The 21,170-nt window shown below is 40.0% G+C and carries 18 protein-coding genes; 8 read left to right on the plus strand and 10 right to left on the minus strand.

Annotated features, from left to right (window positions below):
* Positions 1 to 78 precede the first annotated feature (78 nt).
* Positions 79 to 1,662: a hypothetical protein gene (locus AACZ73_RS20530; protein WP_339880714.1), complete on the plus strand. Its 1,584-nt coding sequence runs from the start codon at positions 79 to 81 to the stop codon at positions 1,660 to 1,662.
* An 88-nt stretch (positions 1,663 to 1,750) separates the two neighbouring features.
* Here the strand turns inward: AACZ73_RS20530 and AACZ73_RS20535 are convergent, their stop codons facing one another.
* The 3 genes from AACZ73_RS20535 to AACZ73_RS20545 form a co-directional block, all read right to left on the minus strand.
* Complete coding sequence (locus tag AACZ73_RS20535) at positions 1,751 to 2,284, minus strand: Rieske (2Fe-2S) protein (protein ID WP_339880715.1); 534 nt, start codon at positions 2,282 to 2,284, stop codon at positions 1,751 to 1,753.
* Positions 2,285 to 2,455: 171 nt separating this feature from the next.
* The gene (locus AACZ73_RS20540) at positions 2,456 to 3,010 is read right to left on the minus strand and encodes a hypothetical protein (protein WP_339880716.1); all 555 of its coding nucleotides are present in this window, start codon (positions 3,008 to 3,010) and stop codon (positions 2,456 to 2,458) included.
* Positions 3,011 to 3,292: 282 nt separating this feature from the next.
* On the minus strand, positions 3,293 to 3,670 hold the full coding sequence (locus AACZ73_RS20545; protein ID WP_339880717.1) for a GxxExxY protein: 378 nt from the start codon (positions 3,668 to 3,670) through the stop codon (positions 3,293 to 3,295).
* Positions 3,671 to 4,073: 403 nt separating this feature from the next.
* Between AACZ73_RS20545 and smc the strand changes: the two genes are divergently transcribed.
* Positions 4,074 to 7,613, plus strand: a complete 3,540-nt coding sequence (gene smc / locus AACZ73_RS20550; protein WP_339880718.1) for a chromosome segregation protein SMC — start codon at positions 4,074 to 4,076, stop codon at positions 7,611 to 7,613.
* A 321-nt stretch (positions 7,614 to 7,934) separates the two neighbouring features.
* Positions 7,935 to 8,381: an IS200/IS605 family transposase gene (tnpA, locus tag AACZ73_RS20555; protein WP_339880719.1), complete on the plus strand. Its 447-nt coding sequence runs from the start codon at positions 7,935 to 7,937 to the stop codon at positions 8,379 to 8,381.
* 140 nt (positions 8,382 to 8,521) lie between these two features.
* Here the strand turns inward: tnpA and AACZ73_RS20560 are convergent, their stop codons facing one another.
* Both AACZ73_RS20560 and AACZ73_RS20565 read right to left on the minus strand, forming a co-directional pair.
* Positions 8,522 to 8,965 carry a carboxymuconolactone decarboxylase family protein gene (locus AACZ73_RS20560; RefSeq protein WP_339880720.1) on the minus strand — a complete coding sequence of 148 codons (444 nt, stop codon included), beginning with the start codon at positions 8,963 to 8,965 and terminating at the stop codon, positions 8,522 to 8,524.
* 68 nt (positions 8,966 to 9,033) lie between these two features.
* The gene (locus AACZ73_RS20565; RefSeq protein WP_339880721.1) at positions 9,034 to 9,609 is read right to left on the minus strand and encodes a Crp/Fnr family transcriptional regulator; all 576 of its coding nucleotides are present in this window, start codon (positions 9,607 to 9,609) and stop codon (positions 9,034 to 9,036) included.
* A gap of 219 nt (positions 9,610 to 9,828) precedes the next feature.
* On the opposite strand from AACZ73_RS20565, the gene AACZ73_RS20570 reads away from it, so the two are divergent.
* Positions 9,829 to 10,845 carry a glycoside hydrolase family 43 protein gene (locus tag AACZ73_RS20570; RefSeq protein WP_339880722.1) on the plus strand — a complete coding sequence of 339 codons (1,017 nt, stop codon included), beginning with the start codon at positions 9,829 to 9,831 and terminating at the stop codon, positions 10,843 to 10,845.
* Positions 10,846 to 10,919: 74 nt separating this feature from the next.
* Positions 10,920 to 11,828, plus strand: a complete 909-nt coding sequence (locus AACZ73_RS20575) for a pirin family protein (protein ID WP_339880723.1) — start codon at positions 10,920 to 10,922, stop codon at positions 11,826 to 11,828.
* Here the strand turns inward: AACZ73_RS20575 and AACZ73_RS20580 are convergent.
* On the minus strand, positions 11,825 to 12,316 hold the full coding sequence (locus AACZ73_RS20580) for an SRPBCC domain-containing protein (RefSeq protein ID WP_339880724.1): 492 nt from the start codon (positions 12,314 to 12,316) through the stop codon (positions 11,825 to 11,827). The two genes, AACZ73_RS20575 and AACZ73_RS20580, sit on opposite strands and share 4 nt — an antisense overlap.
* Before the next feature lie 229 nt (positions 12,317 to 12,545).
* Between AACZ73_RS20580 and AACZ73_RS20585 the strand changes: the two genes are divergently transcribed.
* Complete coding sequence (locus tag AACZ73_RS20585; protein ID WP_339880725.1) at positions 12,546 to 13,520, plus strand: helix-turn-helix domain-containing protein; 975 nt, start codon at positions 12,546 to 12,548, stop codon at positions 13,518 to 13,520.
* 38 nt (positions 13,521 to 13,558) lie between these two features.
* On the opposite strand, the gene AACZ73_RS20590 is transcribed toward AACZ73_RS20585, so the two are convergent.
* From AACZ73_RS20590 to AACZ73_RS20605, 4 genes are all read right to left on the minus strand, one after another.
* Positions 13,559 to 14,683, minus strand: a complete 1,125-nt coding sequence (locus tag AACZ73_RS20590; protein WP_339880726.1) for an adenylate/guanylate cyclase domain-containing protein — start codon at positions 14,681 to 14,683, stop codon at positions 13,559 to 13,561.
* A gap of 59 nt (positions 14,684 to 14,742) precedes the next feature.
* Positions 14,743 to 15,564 carry an AraC family transcriptional regulator gene (locus AACZ73_RS20595; RefSeq protein ID WP_339880727.1) on the minus strand — a complete coding sequence of 274 codons (822 nt, stop codon included), beginning with the start codon at positions 15,562 to 15,564 and terminating at the stop codon, positions 14,743 to 14,745.
* 275 nt (positions 15,565 to 15,839) lie between these two features.
* On the minus strand, positions 15,840 to 16,136 hold the full coding sequence (locus tag AACZ73_RS20600; RefSeq protein WP_339880728.1) for a hypothetical protein: 297 nt from the start codon (positions 16,134 to 16,136) through the stop codon (positions 15,840 to 15,842).
* The gene (locus AACZ73_RS20605; RefSeq protein WP_339880729.1) at positions 16,124 to 16,852 is read right to left on the minus strand and encodes an SDR family NAD(P)-dependent oxidoreductase; all 729 of its coding nucleotides are present in this window, start codon (positions 16,850 to 16,852) and stop codon (positions 16,124 to 16,126) included. Before AACZ73_RS20605 ends, AACZ73_RS20600 begins: the two co-directional genes overlap by 13 nt.
* Before the next feature lie 285 nt (positions 16,853 to 17,137).
* On the opposite strand from AACZ73_RS20605, the gene AACZ73_RS20610 reads away from it, so the two are divergent.
* Both AACZ73_RS20610 and AACZ73_RS20615 read left to right on the plus strand, forming a co-directional pair.
* Complete coding sequence (locus tag AACZ73_RS20610; RefSeq protein ID WP_339880730.1) at positions 17,138 to 17,758, plus strand: Crp/Fnr family transcriptional regulator; 621 nt, start codon at positions 17,138 to 17,140, stop codon at positions 17,756 to 17,758.
* Positions 17,759 to 17,951: 193 nt separating this feature from the next.
* A complete protein-coding gene (locus AACZ73_RS20615) occupies positions 17,952 to 21,122 on the plus strand; it encodes a carboxypeptidase regulatory-like domain-containing protein (RefSeq protein WP_339880731.1) in 3,171 nt (1,056 codons plus the stop codon).
* Positions 21,123 to 21,170: the final 48 nt, after the last annotated feature.

Here is a 21,170-nt window from a genome sequence, read left to right on the forward strand (position 1 = left end):
TCACTTACTATTTATTAGGGATTTAAACTTTTTAATACGTGCAGAGATTAGAAATTAGGTATTTTTGACCTAACCCTTATGAACTTATCACCAGAGCACCATACGTTCAAAATTGCTTTCAAAACCCCATTTTTAGCTGGTCTCCTCTTCCTATTTGTCTACTGGCTCATTGGGTTTGATGGCATCACGTTCAGTGATGACGTCTACTATTTGCTGGCGGGGCAAAAATTCTGGGAAGGCACCATGGAGGTCAACGATTACCATTTTTCCAGTCGCTGGGGAGCTTATGTTCCAACGGGATTTATCGGATATATCCTAGGTTTTGATGCTCATAAGATCTCTCTGATATCACTCTTAAGCTATGGGCTGACTCTTTTCCTATTACTGAAAATTCTTCCGAAGCCTACTCCTGCTTGGGTATTGGTGCTCTGGTTTTGTACACAGGTATATTTCCTACATTTCCTGACAAAAGTCTATCCAGACAGTTTATTGGTCCTTTGGACTTGCATAGTTCCTGTAGCCTCCGTTTACCGCAAAACTAATCCAATACTTGCAGGCTTTGCGCTGGTAGCAGCATTATTTATGGGTTTTCTCACGAAGGAAACCATCGTCCTTTTTGCGCCATTTCCCATTTTGTTATTTTACGTTGATTGGAAAAATAGGAGTCTTAACAAATCATTTTATATCGCAATCCTGATCACGGGTATCCTGCTTTCGGTAGCCTATCTTGGCTATTTCTGGATCAAGTTTGGCGACCCTCTACATAGAATCAGTTCCATCAATGCTGGTCATTATATCTCGGAATTCACCTATGCTGACAAGGGATTTTGGTCCATAGTTAGAAGACTCACTATTCTTCCAATTATCACTTTTGTAGAGCGATCATATTGGGCATGGATGGTGTTTGCTATACCTGGAATAGCAATGGGTTTAAAGTCAGGGAGAACTCGCGCATTTGAGTTTTCGCTGGCTTTCCTATGCATGTTAATAGGTTTCTGGTTTATGACCTCTACTCTGGATTTTTACAATCCTATATACCTAAATCCACGGCATTTAATCATCTTAATTCCCTTGCTGAGTTTTCTGATTGCTTTTGGGTGGAAAGAATGGAATAGCTCTCTAGAGTGGAAAGTGATTTTGATCTTTCTTATGCTACTTGGTACCGTTATAAGTCTAGTTCAGCTGGATTTAAAAATGGCAACATTTAATCTGGCTTTGGCAGCAGGTATTTGGTTATCCAGCTGGAAGTTCTCTCCGGTACTTTTAATCTCAATCTTAGTTGCGCCTGCATTGATTGCTGTTCCTTACCAACAGAACTTGAAGCAATACAAAAACTTAATCAACACCTTAGATAAAGAGACCCAAAACGCTAATAAAAAGCAAGTTATTTATACACATAGTTTTCTGGATTTTAGTAAACAAGTCTTACTTCCTTATAACAGTATATCGCAGGGATTGATAGTTCCAATGTATCAGTTCCCAAAAGATTCCAGCCAATTTCCGAGTCGGCTTAAATTATTGGTTTACGATTATTACTTACATGCTTATCCTGAGGAGCAGGAAGATTTAGATGAAATTAATTATACACTTAGCAAGCACTATGGGCTAATCAAAACTTATAAGACCGGAAATATTACTGTGAATGATTATGCCAGGAAGTGAGAAGTTTGGAGTAAGAATTGTGAGGCTGGAGCGCTATAGAATCTTGACTTACCTCCCTCAACAATCAAGAAAATAAGGGCAAATCGCTTTATGATTTGGTGACTTTTAAGGAAGTTCCACTAAGCGTAGTAGCATAAGATTTCAAAGGTTGGGTGGCAGGACCATTAAGCACATTGCCAGAGGTATCAAATTCAGAACCATGGCAGGTACAGGTAAATTTGCTATTTGAAAAAGTCCAGTTTCGGTCGCATGCAGAATGGGTACAAACCGAAGTCATGGCGAAATATGCTCCGCCAACATTGACTACCAAAGTCTTTGCATCGGTGATCAAAAGCCAACCGCCTGCATCTGCCAATGCCACTTGAGCAGTCAAATCAATTTGAATAGTATTTCCTGATATAACTATTCCATTGCTAGTGGCTGGAGGAGTAGTAACTATAGGGCCATTGATTTGGGGATCCTGATCCTCAGAGTCACCGCAACTAGTAAAAAAGCCTAGGCCAAACGTGGTCATAACTGCTGTCATTCCTGCACGCTCAATAAATTCCCTTCGTGAATTGCTAAGTTTTCCTTTTTTTGAGTTCAACACTTCCATAATTCTCATTTTGCAGTAATTACGCATTGAGAACTAAGGTTGGATTCAAATGTTTATAGACTAGTCTTATCTCCTTTAAAAATCACATTCAAATGAGTTTACTCCCTTTGAAAAAAATGACGGATGCATTGTAAAAAGGTAAACTTAAAAAACACTAAATAATTTAAAATTTGAAATCCCTAAAATGAAATCGACATCCTAGAAATGCTTTCTATCTAATATTTCCTTAAGCACCACAGCATCTCGGATAGATTGAGGATTCTTCAACATTCGTGCGTACCTACTTTTTGAAATGTAAGAATTCTCTTCTGCCACTTCTTTCAACGAAGGAATTTCAGGAATACCCTTAGAAGTTTTAGTAAGCTCAGATTTAGTTCTCTCAAAAGCACCCTCATAATGCTCGATCTCATCATCGTCTTCCTCCAATTTTCTGGTTGGGAATCTCTTCACCGCTGGAGCTGGATCAGCTCGCCATTCAGGTCGTGATGAGGTATCTCCAGCACGCTCATAAACCACTTCTCTAGGTTGATTTGCAGGCAAAGGTTGCGCTCTCGGTTGTGTCGGAGTCACTGGTTTGGACTTTTGGGCATCACGGATTTCCCGCATCAGATCCTCAAAAGAAACAGGTTTTTGCTCAGGCACATCAGACATCTGCTCTGGATCTGCACCCTGATTTTTTTTCTTGCCTTTGGTAGCCTGATAGATAAAATAAGCCAAGACGGCGACGATATAAACTATATTTCCTAAATCCACTGGGGTAAGTTAAATCATTTCGGTAATTAATACATGTTTTTTAACCGCAGAGTTAATGGACTAAACCGCAAAGAGCGCAGAGTTTGACGCAGAGACCGTAAATCAATTCTTCTCAACTTGATATTTGCCCATTGAATTTGAAATTTGATTATTGATAATTTCCAAATCCTGAGGTTCCGTTCGTGAGATGAACAATGGCGGCGGTTGCATATTCAAATTTCTTTTTGACCGCAGAGACGCCAAGGTCACAAAGTAGGGTCGCAAAAGCTAATATCATTTGGTTTATAAATTATTGACCACTCGTTTTAGTCCATCGACCATTTTGGATACATTAAAATTCAACAATAATCCTAGTCTATGGTCAGAAAGCTTTAAGTAAGTTAGAATCTGGGCTAGATGTATTTCTGAAAATTCTTCAACCACTTTAATCTCTACAATCACCTTGTTTTCTACAAGTAAATCAATACGATAACCAGCTTCTAAATTCACTTCTTTGTAAATAACGGGTAGAGCAACTTGGGTTCTAACTTCTAACCCTCGCTGATTAAGTTCATATGCTAGACAAATTTCATAACTGCTTTCCAATAGCCCTGGACCTAAATGCTTATGCACATCTATAGCCGCTCCAATTATGATTGATGATATCTCATTTTCAGTCATTTGCTTAAAAAAATAGTATAGTTAAATTTCAATTTTTTTCACTTAAAAACCAACTAGTTAGCCACTGTTAAGATATCAAGTATGAATCCTTAAAAAAATAATCTTAGCGCCCCTCCTTTCCGTACTCAGCGTCTCTGCGGTTAAAGAATAAACATTTATCATAGCATTGTGTCATTCCGTTCGATGTTAAGTATAATAATTCTATTTATAGATCATAAAGGCCTACTTGATTCCGAGCACAGTGACTGAACTCTGATCACTGCGACTATCAACAAACAACTATCTACAATCAACTAATTTTAAATTCCTTAACCACTCCCAACTGAAAACTGAATAATGAAATCCTTGGACAATGCCGCAAATGATCTTATTTTGTTTAATTATTTAAGACAATTTCAAAAGGATGCTGCTCAGTAAGCTGGAGATCAAAGGGTTTAAGAGTTTTGGGGATAAAATGGTGATTAACTTCGACAAGGGAATCACCGGCGTGGTTGGGCCAAATGGCTGCGGAAAATCCAATGTGGTCGATGCCATCCGCTGGGTGCTCGGAGAGCAAAAGACCCGAATGCTCCGCTCCGACAAGATGGAGAATGTGATTTTTAACGGTACCAAAAACCGTAAAGCTTCCAATCTTGCCGAAGTATCCTTGACTTTTGAAAACACCAAAAACCTACTTCCTACCGAGTACACCTACGTCACAATAACCCGTCGCTATTATAGATCTGGCGACAGTGAATATCAGATCAATGGGGTTACCTGCCGATTGAAAGATATCACGAATCTCTTCATGGACACCGGGATCAATTCGAATTCATATGCTATCATCGAGTTGAAAATGATCGATGAACTCCTGAATGACAAGAATAACTCACGAAGGGATTTATTTGAGGAAGCTGCTGGAATCTCCAAATTCAAAAACAGAAAGAAGGAAACACTACGCAAACTTCAGGACACAGACGATGACCTAGACCGGGTGGAAGATGTACTTTTTGAAATAGAAAAGAACCTGAAAAGCTTGGAAAAGCAGGCAAAGCAAGCTGCCAAGTATTTTGAGATCAAAAAGGATTATAGACTGGCTAGTATCAATCTGGCGAAAAAAAGCATAGAGAAATACAGTAAGTCATTGATTGAATCCGGCCAGAGAATTCAAGAGGAAGGTGATAAAAAACTACAGCTTCAAACTCAGGTTGCTGATCAGGAAGCCCTACTTAGCCAATTAAAGTCTGACTTAATCCTTAAAGAAAAATTACTTGCTAGCCGTCAAAAGGCACTAAACGAGCATGTCAATAAGATTCGAACTTTCGAATCTGAGAAAAAAATAAAGAATGAGCGCCTTCGCTTTCTGGAAGATAGATCTCAGAAATTGCGGGAGCAAATAGATACTGACCGAAAGTCAAACGATCGTGCAGGCTTCAGTATTCGCTCCCTACAGCAGGAAAAAGAGTCAGCTGAAAAGATGCTGGCAGAGAAGGAAATGATCGTCTCAGAACTTCGTGAAGCCTATGAAAGCCAGAAACTAGTCCAAGCAGAAAAGCAGCAGGCGCAAAAGACCATTACTCAAAATTTTGAAATACTTAAGGAGAAGGTATATCAGCTCAGCAAAGACATAGAAATCAAGCAAATTCAACTTTCTACACTAAAGCAGGAACTAGAGAGAACCTCAAGTGATGATTCCTCACAGGAAGCTAGCTTGGTGGATTTTGAGGAAAAGTTGATAACCCTGAAAACCGAGCTTGATGAGTCAAACAAAGGCTATCAGGAGCTAAAAGCCAAGCAGGAAGATCTGGATCAAAAGATCGAGGAAACTAATCGGGTAATCGAAATGATTCGTGAGGAACTTACGCAATCGTCCCGAAAGCTTGACTCTAAAACCAACGAGTATAACCTTACCAAATCTCTGGTGGAGAATCTGGAAGGTTTCCCGGAGGCCATCAAATTCCTGAAGAAAAATTCAAGTTGGGGTAAGGATGTCCCCCTACTCTCCGATCTACTGACAACTTCGGAAAAGTATAGGGTGACGATTGAGAATTACCTGGACAGCTACATGAATTACTATGTGGTTGATACCGAAGCTCAGGCTATTGCTGCGATTCAACTACTGAGTGATTCGGCGCGAGGCAAAGCAAATTTCTTTGTTTTGGAACATTTTGAGCGCTTTAAGCCTAGCCAAAATAAGCTTTTCGCCAATGCCACTGCAGCAACGGAAATCATAGAATTTGATGTCAAGTATTCCCGTCTGATCAACTTCATTCTGGACAATGTCTATATAGTACAAGGCGAGCATAGGGATTTTCCGCAGGACACAGAGGCTGTCTTCATCTCAGAAAATGGTAAATACACCAAGCGAAAATTCAGTATTTCAGGAGGTTCTGTAGGCCTTTTCGAAGGAAAAAGAATCGGTAGGGCCAAGAATCTGGAGAAGCTGGACAAGGAAATCAAAGATCTGAATAAGAAAGTCAGCAGCACCAGAAACAACCTGGATAATAAGCTGTCTGAACTGATGAAGCTGAAGGAAATCAGCTATAAAAAGACACTGGAAGAGTGGCAAAATAAGATCAATGCCATCAATCAGGATTTCGTATCTGTGCGTACCAAAAAGGAGCAACTAGCCGAGTTGCTTAGCTCCAATGCCAATAAGCGCGAAGATATTTTGGATAGAATCGCTTCCATAGAAGAAAGTTTGACCGAGATTCAGCCACAGCTTTTTGATGAGCGAGCGGAGTTCGAAGCCATGCACGATGAGCTCGAAGAGCTGAATGAAACCTACGAAAAGGAGTCTGCCTTGCTCTCTGAAAAGTCTCAGGCTTTCAATGCGGAAAACATCCTTTATCACCAGCATCTGAACCGGGTGAGCAGTTTGGATCAGGAAATTGAATTCAAGCAAACTGCCTATGAGAATTCGAAGGAGCGTATTGGGAAGTCCCAGTCCGAGCTTTCCTCACTTGATACGGAAGTGAAATCCTTGCTCGACAATAACGAGGTCAAGGATGATGAATTGATCGAGTTGTACTCGGAAAAAGAAGGTATAGAAAAAGGAGTGCAGGAAGCGGAGAAAGATTACTATGCTTCTCGGGGATTTATAGATGAGACTGACCAAAAAATCCGAAGCATTCAGAAATCCAAGGAAAGCTACGATCAGCTGATTCATGAATTGGAAAATGCAGTGAATGAGATCAAGCTTAAAATGGCTGGAATGAAGGAAAGACTCAGCGTAGAGTTTGAGCTGGATCTGGATGAGCTGATGGAGGAAAATCCTGAGATTGACGAGGAATTCAAGGAATTTGCTGAGGAAAAGCTTAGAGAACTGGTAAGCCGACAAAAAGAAAAGCAGGAGAAGATAGGTCCTATTAACCCGATGGCAATGGAAGCCTATGATGAAATCAAGGTTCGCTACGACTTTATTACGGCTCAAAAAGAAGATCTCATCAAAGCCAAGCAGTCATTGCTCACCACGATTCAGGAGATAGATCAGGTAGCCAAAGAAACATTTTTGGATGCTTTTGCCAAGATCAAAGAGAACTTTGTGAAGGTATTCCGCTCACTCTTTACCGAGCAAGATGACTGCGATCTGACTTTGGTGGATCCTAGCAATCCTCTGGAATCCGCTATAGAGATTATGGCCAAGCCAAAGGGCAAAAGACCATTGACGATCAATCAACTTTCCGGGGGTGAGAAGACGCTGACTGCCACTTCCCTACTTTTTTCTATTTATCTTTTAAAACCTGCGCCATTTTGTATTTTTGATGAGGTAGATGCGCCACTGGATGATGCCAATATTGACAAGTTCAACCAGATTATACAGCAGTTTAGTGGGGAGTCTCAGTTTATCATTGTCACGCATAACAAGCGCACCATGGCCAGCACGGATATTATCTATGGCATCACGATGATCGAAGCGGGAGTGAGTAGAGTGGTTCCGGTGGATTTAAGGGAGTTAGTATAAGGATGTAGAATTGGGCTAAAGCCCATCAAATAATTTCGATTCCCATTGCCTCCAGCTAAAGCAGGAGGCAATGCAAAAAGAATGTTATAATTCAATTGAATAGGAATGGCGCTTTAGCCCATTTTATAAGAATTTTACGAGTCAAAAAGGCTTTAGCCCAATAATTTTTAGTTAAATCCGGAATATTCAATGGCATTTTATTGAATATAGGATTGTGATTTTAGACAGTTCCATTTAGAATTTTATTTTCAATTAAATTGAATTGGGATAATGGTTTTGCCTATTCATTTAGCCCAAATTCTTTTCTTAAATTTTTCAATTATGGCATTTGCGAAAGTTTACATTCACCTTGTTTGGAGCACAAAAACCCGGCTACCCTATTTGACTTCCAAAGAACTTAGATTAAAGGTTTGGAATCATATCTGTGAAAATGCCCATAGAAAAGGAATATTCGTGGATTTCATCAATGGTTATTCCGATCATTGTCACTGTTTGATTTCCTTGGGAATGGATCAAACAATACAAAAGACAGTTCAGCTTATTAAAGGAGAATCCTCATTTTGGATCAATAAAAACAAGTTGACTCAGGAGAAATTTGAATGGCAAGATGAATATTTTGCGGTTTCAGTTTCAGAATCTCAGTTAAATAAGGTTCGAGAATATATCAAAAACCAAGAAGGTCATCATCGAAATAAGTCCTTTCAGGAGGAATATGATGAATTTATAATAAAATTTGGTTTTCAGAAATTAACTGATGAATTGGGCTAAGGCCCTCTCTAAATTTAAGATTTTGATTGCCTCCCGCTAAAGCAGGAGGCAATCAAATGATGTAAAAGGATAAATATGCAGAGCAATCCGGTTTAGATTTCTCGACTGTTTTTCTACTTACTTTCAAACCACTAATAAATCTACTCACCAATTAGCAGGTGAGTGCTCACTGCGATTCTGTTCCAGGAATTAATGATCACTACAGCCATAATAATTTCTGCAAGTAAGTTGTCAGAAAAAAATCTTGATGCTTTTTCATAGGTCTTCTCTGATAATCCATGCTGGCTAATTTGGGTTATTTCCTCTGTCATCTCCAAGATTAGTTGCTCTTCTTCTGTAAAGATCCCGATAGCCTCTCTCCATGCGCTAATAAGAAATATTCTATTGGCAGTTTCCCCATTTTTTAGAGCATCTTTAGTATGCATATCAATACAATACGCGCAATTATTGATTTGAGAAGCTCTGATTTTTATCAGTTCTTTATGGGATTTTTTAAGTTTTGCTTTTGCCAAAAACCCTTCCAATCCAAGCATTGCCTTATATGCCTGAGGTGCTATTTGATCGATTTTAATACGTTTTTCCATGACTTTGAATGTTTTTAATTTAATACTTCAAAGATCTGGATCAGGAATCCTGCAGAAGTTAAACTGGTTTAAGAAATGCTTTTTCTGCGAATTTCACTTAAATACTCTGGGGTGAAATTTAAATAGGATGCGATAAGGTATTGGGGAACCCGCTGCAAAAACTCAGGTTGGCTAGTGCTGAAATGATGGTAAAGATCCTCTCTGGAATAATTGTATATAAATTTTATTCTCATCTGAGTGGCTGCAAAGGCTTTTTGGTAAATACACCTAAAGTATTTCTCCAATTTAGGATGCTCCTCAAGGAGATTTAGATAATCCTCCCGCTTTACCTGCATCACTTCCACAGGCTCAACTGCCTGAATATAAAAATCTGTCTTTGACCCATTGAGAAAGGAAAAAGTGTCTGTCAACCACCAGTTTTCAATTGCAAATTCCGTAGTCTGCTCCACTCCTTTTTCATTGATAAAAAATTTGCGGAGTATGCCCTTTATCACGAAAAAATTCGATTTACAGATCTGACCCTCTAGGATGAGATTCTCCTTTTTCCGATAGCTAACTCTCTTGAAGTAAGTAACGATTTGCTCCCATTCTTCATTTGAAAGGCATACAAATTTTTCCAGATGAGCCTTTAATTCTTCCTCCATAGCTAGTTAAAAATGATAGTGACCTCTAAGGTAATTTATAAATTTAAGTTTGCTTGCGAATTGAATGGTAAGCATATTCATATGCCTGCAAAAGAATGGTTTCTATTCCTTCAAACATCACATATCCCTAGGGGTCAAAAATCTTCCCTCCTTACGAATTATTCGTATTTTAGGAACTACTCTCAATTAACTTTTCCCAAAATTCATTTTGCCTTCCCTATGAACTCACATCTGCAAACCTCATTAATAAAATTCTCAATTACCTCATTATTCTTTCTTTCTGCTATCCTTTGTCAAGCTCAGCAAGGTCCAACCGTTCGAAAAGACGTTCCTTTGGATTCTATCCGGCTAAGTGATCCCTTTATTCTGGCTGATCAGAAAACACAGCAATATTATATGACAGGAACAGGTGGGATGCTTTGGAAAAGCAAGGACCTGAAAAGTTGGGAAGGGCCATATCGGGTCACCGAAACTGATCCTGATTCCTGGATGGGACCTAGACCAATGATCTGGGCAGCAGAGCTCTTTGATTATCAGGATAAGTACTACTACTTTGCCACCTTCACAAACAGGGATGTGAAAATTGATACAGTTGCAGGAAATGTCATAGAACGGCGGGCAAGTCATGTATTGGTAAGCAATGAAGCGGCTGGACCATACGTTCCTATGGAAGATCCCACGTACCTGCCAGCTGACAAACCTACACTTGACGGGACGTTTTGGATTGATACTGATGGCAAGCCTTACATGGTGTATTGCTATGAATGGCTGCAAAATCTCAATGGAACTATGGAAAAAATTGAGTTGAAACCTGATTTAAGCGGTTCTGTGGGTGAAGGGAAATTACTTTTTAAAGCTAGCGATTCTCCCTGGAGCAGGGAAAAAGATGCAAATGGAAATGACGTCCCCAACAAAGTGACGGATGGTCCTTTTCTATTCCATACAGGTACTGGTAGACTTGGAATGATATGGACAAGCTGGATTTATGATACTTATGTTCAAGGAGTAGTCTATTCTGAAAGTGGCACCTTGGACGGTCCTTGGATCCATGAAGAACAACCTATCACCCCGGCTAATTTTGGTCATGGAATGCTGTTTACCACTTTTGACAACAAAACCCTGATGAGTGTTCATAGCCACAAATCAGTTAATGGCAGGACAATCAGAATTCCTCACTTATTTGAGGTGGATTTAACTGGTGATAAGTTGGCGGTAGTTGGACCTTATGTTCCATAGTGGTAAGTTGGAAGTCGGGAAGTAGGAAGTTGGAAGTAGGTAGTCAGAAATCTTAAATTAAACGTTTAAAACCAATGCTTGATATTATAATTGATACACGCCAAGCGGTTATTACCCCTGGATTTTCGGTAAAGCGTATACTGCCCTTTCAGTTGAGAAGAATGGTGGGGCCATTTATTTTTATGGATCATGCAGGTCCGGTAAGTGTTCCGGCTACAACAAATCTGGACGTGTTGCCTCACCCTCATATAGGACTTTCAACTGTGAGTTACCTCTTAGATGGGAATGTGACCCATAGAGATAGTCTTGGTGTGGAGCAAGTAATCAAACCTGGGGAGGTAAACTGGATGACAGCTGGAAAAGGGATTTCCCATAGCGAACGCTTTGAGGATCCCAATGTCTTGGCCGCGGGAGGTCTGGAAATGATTCAGACCTGGGTTGCGCTACCAGAAAAGGACGAGGAAACTGACCCAGCCTTTAAAAATTATGCTGCAGATGAATTACCTGTTTTCACTGATAAAGGAGTTTGGATGCGGCTGATAGCGGGTGATGCCTTTGGATTAAAATCTGACGTAAGGACCAGCTCACCACTTTTCTATTTACATGTAGAACTGCAAGCAGAAGCTAGATTTGGTATTCCCACCGGACATAGCGAAAGAGGCGTTTATATCGTGAAAGGAAGTCTGGAGGTGAATGGAGTAAGCTATCCTGCCGGTAAATTATTGGTGTTTTCCAAAGGAGTAGATCCATTGATTATTGCAAAGGAAAAAACCACGCTGATGATGCTGGGTGGAGAGCACCTCGGAGAACGATTAATCTGGTGGAACTTTGTATCCAGCCGCAAGGAGCGTATTGAGCAGGCCAAGGAAGACTGGAAACAGGGAAGGATTCTGTTACCTCCCAGCGATAATCAGGAATTTGTGCCCCTGCCTGAAGATAAGTCAAAGCCTGCCGGAGGACCAGCTCCCGGGATTCTATCTTAATGTAGCTGCCACTTATCTGCCAATTCTTTGTTAAACCCCTCTCCTTCTTTGGGGTTTGGTTCTCCTTTTCCTGTTGTTATCAACTTATAAAGACTATTTCCAACATAATTATTCCACCCATCTTTACACACCTGATAGCATTCATAAGAATCTCTTAGGCCTTGTTGTGTGAAAGTCATTCTCGTTTTTGGGCCTTCTTTGCTTATTTCAAAAACTATCCGATTGCCTAACCATTCCTTTTCATCTTCAATGAAATTGAATTTATTTTCAACTACTTCCCAAACCACCAGCTCAACAGGTTTTAAGCTGACAACCTTCATCTTACAGAGATGAATATCCTTATAATGGTAAAACCATTCCTTATTTAGTTCGTCCGTAGGTCCTTCTATTTCCTCAGACCACCAGCCTCTAACATAATTTATGGCTTCGTAAACTTCCAGTGGGCTTTGATCTACTAAAATTGATGTAGTGTAATCCTGATTGTCCATGATAATGTGATGTTACTTTTAAGGTTTGATAATAACTCAATCAACAACTTCATATAGCCTTAAAGCTTCTGCGGTTTTTACAATGAACTTTAGAAGGAAAAGAATTTAGCTAATTGGTTGATCAAATTTACATTTCCAAATCACCTACTAAAAGTGTGTATTTAGACATTCTAGCAGGTTGATTTAGACAACTGCTGGTTGTAATTTTGACAAATACATACCATTTCTCATGAAGCATCTCAGCATATTAATCCCCAATGGCCAAAACAATTTGAGTAGTATTGTGGGACCCTATAAGATCTTCACACGTGCCAACGACTATTTCGAATCAAAGGGAAACAGCCGGCAATTTCAGATCGAATTAATTGGAACTGAGGAGAAAGTAGATTTCTATGAAGGTTTGTTTACAGTAAATCCTCACAAAAAACTTCATCAAATCTCCAAGACTAATTTGATCATCATTCCTTCTTTGAATCATAATTATAAGGAAGCCATCAGCGGTAACCAGGAAATGATCTCTTGGCTTTCTTATCAATTCAAATCAGGAACGGAAATCGCCAGTATATGTACTGGAGCATTCTTGCTTGCAAGCACCGGTGTTTTAGATGAAAAGAGTTGCTCAACGCACTGGTCAGCTGCTGCAAATTTCAAGGAAATGTTTCCCAAGGTGAATCTTAAGGAAGATCAATTGATCACAGATGAAAATGGTATATACACCAATGGTGGCGCTTATTCCTTTCTAAATCTGATGATTTACCTTATCGAAAAGTTTTATGACAAAGAGACTGCGATTCATTGCGCGAAGGTTTTTCAAATTGACTTTGAAAGAAACTCCCAATCCGAATTCTCTATTTTTCAAGGATATAAAAAGCACGGTGATGTAGACATTCTAAATGCCCAAGCCTTCTTGGAAAAGAACTATGCGGATAAAATTTCCATGGAATCTCTTTCTATAAACCTGAATTTGGGAAGGCGGAATTTTGACCGAAGGTTTAAAAAAGCTACCTCCCTCACTCCTATTGATTACTTGCAGCGTGTTAAAATTGAGGCTGCCAAAAAGTCCTTTGAACTAAGCCGGAAAAACATCTCCGAGGTGATGTATGAAGTGGGATATAATGACAGCAAAGCCTTTCGGGAAGTTTTCTGCAAACTTACCGGGCTTACTCCTCAGCAATATCAAGGGAGATATTATAAAAGTATCTGATTAAAACACCGATTCACTGTAAGGATTTTAAAAGCAAATCAATCTGGATTTTGTATGCTGAAAATCTCAATTTCATCTTTCTTACCCCTTAGATTAATCATCCCCAGAGAATCCGCACTTATCCTCAAATCACCCCGCATCTGCCCAAGCAATACTCCCGACACCAAGAAGTCCTTTTGATACTCATTGCATATACTTTGTATTCGCGCAGCAGTATTTAAAGTATCCCCATGATAGGCAATATCCTTCTTTACCTCACCGATTTCAACGGCTGTTACTTTACCAAAATGGGCACCTGCTTTGAATTGGGGCAAAAGCCCGTAACGTTCTAAATAATATGAGTTACGCTGCTCGAATTTCATCCTGCAGGCAAAGAAAATACGGATGCAATTTTCATTTACTATCCCCTCTTTTTCTGGCCACATCAATACAATTTCATCTCCTACATACTGGTAAATCTGGGCTCTGAACGCATAAATAACCTCATTGATATCCGCAAATGCATCTCTGATAAAAGCACTGTACTGTATATGGCCCAGCAGCTCTGCGGTGGAAGTGGAAGATTTCAAATCCATAAACATAAATATCCTATCCTCTTCCCTGGGATTTTGATACCTACCAAATAACAAAGGAAGCAATACTCCCGGTCCATACTTTTTATTCACCAGATTGATAAAATTGATCAGTAAGGTCATAAAGAAATAGTAGATCATAATCAGGCCAAATAAATAATCCCAAGAACGCAAAGACAATCTATCCACCTCCAAAATTCCAAAACCAAACAATATATCGTTCATCCATAGCAGGCGAATTAAAATCAAAAAGATGATAATTAACCCCAGCCCAAGCACTGCTTTGATCAATATGGATTTGCCTAAAGAGCCTTTTCGTAACAGACTTTTCTCCAACTGATAATCAGCAAATCCTGAAAAGAGTCCATAAAAAACCCCGAAAATCACTGCCAGTAGAAACCCTGAATTAAGATTCACGGCAATTGTGTCTTCCAATACTTCAGATAAAAAGCGGGTATATAGAAACAGGATCCCCATCAACATACAGTTCGCGATGATCCAGAAATTGATCTGGATACCAACATAACTGAGCCTGGGAAAGCTGGCAGTGATTCGGTGAGCTACGGTGGTATATTCTATTTTTCCGGACATAGGAATCAAAATTTAATTCAAAAACTAATAGAATTTTAATTAGAATCCTGCATCAGATGCTACAGTAATCTAGAGTTACTGTTGATTTGTGTCGGTGGGTAACCGTATTGCTTTTTGAAGGCAAAAGAAAAATGGGACAGATTTTCAAATCCACTCTCATAGCAGACCTCAATAGGCTTTTTGTTCTTTTCCGCAAGTTGAAAATGTGCTAGTTCCAATCGCTTTAACGTCAGCCATCGCTGTGGGGGTATATTAAAAGCCAGCTTAAAATCCTTTTTAAAAGTAGTGAGGCTCCTTCCTGTGAGATAGGCAAACTTTTCCAAAGCCATGTTGAACATGTAGCTTTTCTCCATAAATCCGATTAAATCCACCTTGTGGGGATCATCAAAATTGGAGAGTATCCCATCTATTTCCGGATCGATTGTCCTCAGGATATTGATGGCTTCTTCTATTTTTAAGGCAGCCAATTTTTCAGGGAAAGGCTCCTTCATATGGAAATAGGGAATCAGGGAAGCCATGCAACTCTCCAGCAAAGGATGATTTGAAAAACTCTTGATCTTTGGAACAGGTGTGACCTTTACCTTCAAATCCATTTCCTTATAAAAATCCCTCAAAACATCTTTGGTCAATAGCATTACCACTGTTTTGTGAGGCAAACCATCTTTAGGGTAATTGATCATGGTGGCCGGCTGATTTCTGGGAATAAGAAATATGTCCCCTGTTTTAAAGTGATGAACTGCGTCAGTTTGGACAATTTTTGTCTCTCCTGAGATAAACCAAATCAACATATGATGATCAAAAACAATCTCAGAAATAAAGAATTTATCTTCATAGCTGGACAGTTTAATTTCTGGAGTGAGGTAATTGGAAATATGATCCATAGGAGAAGTTAATCTAATAAAATTATGCAATTCGAATGTACTCAATCATTCCAGAGGCCTTTTTTGAGTAGTTTGGCATCCCGATAATTGTATAGATGGGAAAAGCGGTAACAACACTAATGATAGTCTGGGAAAGTTCAGCATTCCTTCAATGGAAAAATTCTTAGCACAAATTAGAATCAAAAGAAGCTGGTCTTTCTTTGAGAAGGACAAAAAAAGACCAGCTATGTGGATGTAACTAAACACAGTTCCTGTGCTTCATCCATTCACTGCAGTCAGGAAGTTACCTTTTCAAATTCAGGAATTTCAAATTTCAGACCTAACAATAATTCGCTGAGTTCCCATAATCGTATGGCTTTGGTTTCATCCAAAGAATAGGGTTTTACTCCAGCGCCGGGACTGTTTCCTACATTTAATTCAGCGACATCACAATCCTCGCAATACACTCCACCTATATCCTGAAGTAAGGGACTGGTAGCGCACCAAACCGTGGTCGCTGCACCTTGAGGGATTGTTTTCAGACTTGCCAGTATTTCCGGCGGCATATTTCCATCTTTATCTACAAAACCCATTTTTTGAAACAATTCCAGAGGAGCTTCTCTAACTCAGTGCCTCCAATGGATCCAGGATGCAATGAATATGCGCTCACGCCCTTATTCTTCCCCCGCTTGTCCAATTCCATAGCAAAGAGATTACAGGCTGTTTTGGATTGGCCGTAGGCAAGTAAGGTTTCATATTCCCTACTGTCAAAGTTCAGATCCTCAAAATCCAGATCCCCAAACTGATGTCCACTCGATGATACATTTATTACCCTGGCTCCCTGAGCTTTAACCAAAGTAGGCCAAAGTCTGGCTACCAAATGAAATTGGGCTAGGTAATTCACCGCAAACTGAGATTCTATTCCCCTTCGGTCTTTCCTAAGGGGTACCCACATAATTCCTGCATTATTGATCAACACATGAAGTGGCCTATTTGAAGCGAGAAACTTATCCGCAAATGCATCGATGGATGAGGGATTGATCAAATCCAACTCCTCAATTTCCACATTCCTAATTCCTTCCAGATTCTTCCTGGCTTTTTCAAGATCTCTAGCACCAACAATCACCTTTGCTCCTGCTGCAGCTAGGGTCTTCGTGGTTTCCAATCCTATTCCAGTATTGCCACCTGTGATTATTACCGTTTTATCACTTAGGTCTATACCACTGATGACTTCGGCGGCTGTTGATTTTCCGTTAAATCCAGAGCCTATAACATGTTGCATTGCTCCTTGATAATTGCTCTTTTCCATAGCTAATGATGTTTTGTTTTGACAAATTTAGCTAGTGGGGAAAGGCCCCACTTTGTTTAAAAGTCGGATGTTACTTTGTTTAAAAGGCAAGTTTTGCGAGGGAAAAAGGTAAGTTCAAAATGAAAATGCTAATGTGAAATACCGGTAGTGGTAGTTCCAGACATTTGGCAAATACCGGAAGTAGATCATGCTCCACCATTAACAAAACATAAGGATTACTTTACCCACAATTAACCTCTGCCACTTGGCAAAGAAGTACTTTTAGTAAAGTAATACCCTATTAAAATGTCCATCCCTGTTCGGCCTATTAACGAGTCCTATTTAGACTTTGATTTTTTTGGATTTATCTCAAGCTTACCTTCCTCCAAATCCCTGGGAATGTATCGGGAAATCCTTGTTAAAAAGAACGAATACATATACAACCCTTCTACTGATCATCTCTACATGTATGAAATTCTGGAAGGTGCTGTCAAATTAGGAAGCTATACCGATGATGGAGAAGAATTTACCTTTGATGTGCTTTTTAAAAAGGACTTTTTTGGGGATTTAAAATACCTGAACAATCAATTTTTTGAGTTCTCCAAGGCTTTAATAGACACCAAAATCCGGATTTATCACCGGGATTTTTTCAAGAAAATGGTAGTCCAGGGCCCGGAAGTTTCCGAATGGTTTATTTCCTACTTGGTTAAACGCTGGTGTAGCACCGAGAAGAAGCTCAAGAAACTCCATGAAAAAAAAGCCCAGGAAAAACTTACATTTTTAACCACTTATTTTGATTTGACTGTTCAGGATAGCCATGGAAAATCATTTATTTTAAATGAGCTATTAACTCAAAAGGACATTGGCGATTTAATAGGTGTTACGAGACAAACAGTAGCCAATTCCAATAAAGTGAAATTGCAATAGGCAATTTGCTTCATCCCAAATTCTTATACTTCCCTTCCTTTTAATAAAAAGTTAAGGAAAATAATCCTGATTAAGCCCCTCTATTTTGTGATTGTTAAGATTCTGTTACCTCTATTTCCAATGTTAATTTTTAACATTTGAGGCTGATTCTGGAATCTAGTTTTGGATAAAATTAAACCATTATCCATTGACTATGAGTTCAAGAAATTCTACCCACCTATTCGCAGGAATCTTACTGCTATTCCTGTTCCTTGGAATAAGAATTCAGACTTATTCCCAGGCGACGAATGCCTCGATTTCCGGTACAGTCACAGATGCAGAGGGGGAACCTCTGATCGGTGCTGCCCTATTGATCAAAAACGAGATGACGGGCTTTACCGCATCTGCAATCACCAATCTTACAGGTTCTTACACCGTGAATCAGCTTCCACTTGGAACTGATTATTCTGTTACCTGCAGCTACCTAGGCTATGGCACAAAGGTTTTTACAGGGTATTCTTTCAATCAGGGGGAGCGTATCAAACTGGATATTACCTTAAGTGAGTCAACCCAAAACCTAAGCGAAGTCAGCGTAACTGCCAACTCACTGAGCAATAGCATTGACAGATTCGGTAGTTCCACTGCGGTGACCGCCAGGGACATGTCCACCCTACCTGTAAACGGAAGAAATTTCAATTCCCTGGTAGACTTATCCCCTGTTTCCAATGGTAGTAATTTGCTAGGTCAGTTATACTCCTCGACCAATTATACCATTGATGGGATGACTAACAAAAGTCCACTCTCCAGTGGATCTACCAACAGAGGGCCATTCTCCATATCTATGGAGGCAATCCGGGAGTTTGAAGTAGTAACCAACGACTATGATGTAACCAATGGTAGAAGCGGTGGCGGTATCATTAGTGCAGTGACTAAAACAGGTACGAATGAGCTGCATGGATCAGCGTTTTTATTCAACCGTGCTGATTGGCTGGCCAGTAAATACGATACTAGAGGAAACAAAAGAGAGGATGAATTCTCCATCCAGCAATATGGCGTAACGCTAGGCGGCGCTATTATCAAGGACAAGCTCCATTATTTCATTGCCTATGATGGGCAGCGGGATGCTAGACCTCTTTACATCGCTGACATCAGAACTCCTGAAGACGAGAACAGGTATAATTTATCCCAGGAATCTCTGGATAGATACCTGCAGATAGGAAGAGACAAATATGGTCTTGCAGACTCTCCACAGACAGGAAGTTTCAGTAAAAAAAGATATTCCCATACTGCTTTTGCACGGATTGATTATCAGATCAATAAAACCAATTTATTGACCATCAGAAACAATTTCTCCCGTGACTTAAACAGTCAGGGTGTGTCTGATAACAGTGCGATAAACTTATATGAGGTGTATGGAAATCACCTTTCTACAGCGAACAGTTTGATGGCTTCCTTACGGACAGAAATCAGCAATAAACTGACCAACGAATTAAAGCTTCAGTACTTATATACGCTTGACGATGGCAGACCAAACGACCAATTGCCAAGTTCAAATATCCCAAGAGCAATCGTACAGCGGGTGGAATCCGTGGTGGATGGAAGTGATGTCAATACGACGATTCAACTAGGTGGTCAGCGCTACCTACCTGAGAGATTTGAATCCAATGTTTATCAGTTGGTGAACAACCTTTACTATAACAAAGGAAAAACCAATTACACCTTTGGTATGGACTTGCTTCTAAATGACCTTACCTCACTTGCCACCAGTGAGTTTAACGGAAGATTCTATTTCACCGGACTTGATAATTTTGACAACCTGAAGCCGTATAGATACGCCAGAGAAGTAGCTACAGAAGATCCTACAGTAGAGCAAAGTATTTTTGGTGGCGGGATTTATGGACAGGCTGATACAGATTTAGGAAGAGGAATGAACCTGATCGTAGGTCTTCGTGGAGACTATACTACCTATAAAAACAGCCCAACGTTTAACCAGACTGTATTTGATGAGCTGGGATTGAGAACAGATGTAAAAACTGGCGGATTTCAGATCCAGCCAAGACTGCAGTTTACCTGGGACATCAACGAGAAGCAACAGGATATCCTAAGAATTGGAGGAGGTATCTTTGGCTCGGCCCTGAACAACTACTCTGATGTAAACAACCTACAGTTTGATGGAACAAAGATTTTCGCAGTGGATATCACAGGCGATAACGTTCCTACTCCGGATTTTGAATCCTACAGAAACGATCCGAACACTGCACCAGGCGTGGACTTATTGAATGAGCCGGGCATCACTCCTGTGACCACCATCAACATGAACAGCGAGGACCTGAAAGTACCTACTGTGTATAAAGGTAATGTGATGTACAACCGGGTTTTCAATAACAGATTGAGATTAGGTGTAAACTTTATCGCTTCTATCGCCAGAAACAACTACATGTATGTGGACAGAAATATGGTGGATCAACCCTATTTCAGACTTGCTGAAGAAGATAACAGAGGTGTGTATGTGCCTGCTGAAAGTATCAGTACTTCCAATGGAAATGCAGACTGGACCAAAGGCAGAAAGACCGATCAAATCGGTAGAGTGTTGGAACTGAACAGTGAGGGAAGAAATAACACCTATACCATGGTGATTGATGGAACTTACCGCTACTTCAAAGACGGTCAGATCACGGCAAGTTATACCTGGAATGACAGTAAGGATAACACATCCTATAATGGTAATGTGGCAAACAGTGCAACCTTGAGCCAGATGGTAGTGGATGATCCTAGGGATTTATCCATGATGAACTATTCAAACGGTCAGTATAGAACCAAGGTGGTAGTATATGGCACCCTTCCTACTTTCAAAGGATTTACCGTGGGTGTACGGTATTCAGGAATCGGTGGAACCCGTTATTCCCTTCGCGTTAATGGAAACGTAAATGGGGACTTTGTCAACTCCAATGACTTGGCATTTGTATTCGACCCATCTGCTCCGGGCATATCCGAGACTGTGGCAGAAGCAATGAACAATGTACTGGCAAACCCAGACAACCTAGCTAAGGATTATATCCGGGAAAGTATTGGAAATGTAGCAGTTAGAAACGGTGGGGTAAATGGATACTTTGGAAACTGGGATCTACGTGCTACCAAGAAAATATTCTTTACTGCGGCTAAGAAATCAGGTTTTGAACTTGGTTTAGATATCTTCAACGTGGCCAACCTACTAAACAAAGAATGGGGTACCTCCAAGACCTTAGGTGAACAAAACCTATTGACTATACGGAATTTCGATCCGGTTAAGAAAGCCTACGAATACCAAGTTAATCCAAACGTAGGAGTAACTACTCCAGGAGGAACACCTTATCAATTACAGCTCTCAGGCAGAATATTTTTCTAAAACCACCAATTAGTCCACTGACTCAAAAGCAGCCAGTGGACTTTGTTA

Origin of the sequence: uncultured Algoriphagus sp., from assembly GCF_963974835.1 — a bacterium.
Lineage (GTDB): Bacteria > Bacteroidota > Bacteroidia > Cytophagales > Cyclobacteriaceae > Algoriphagus.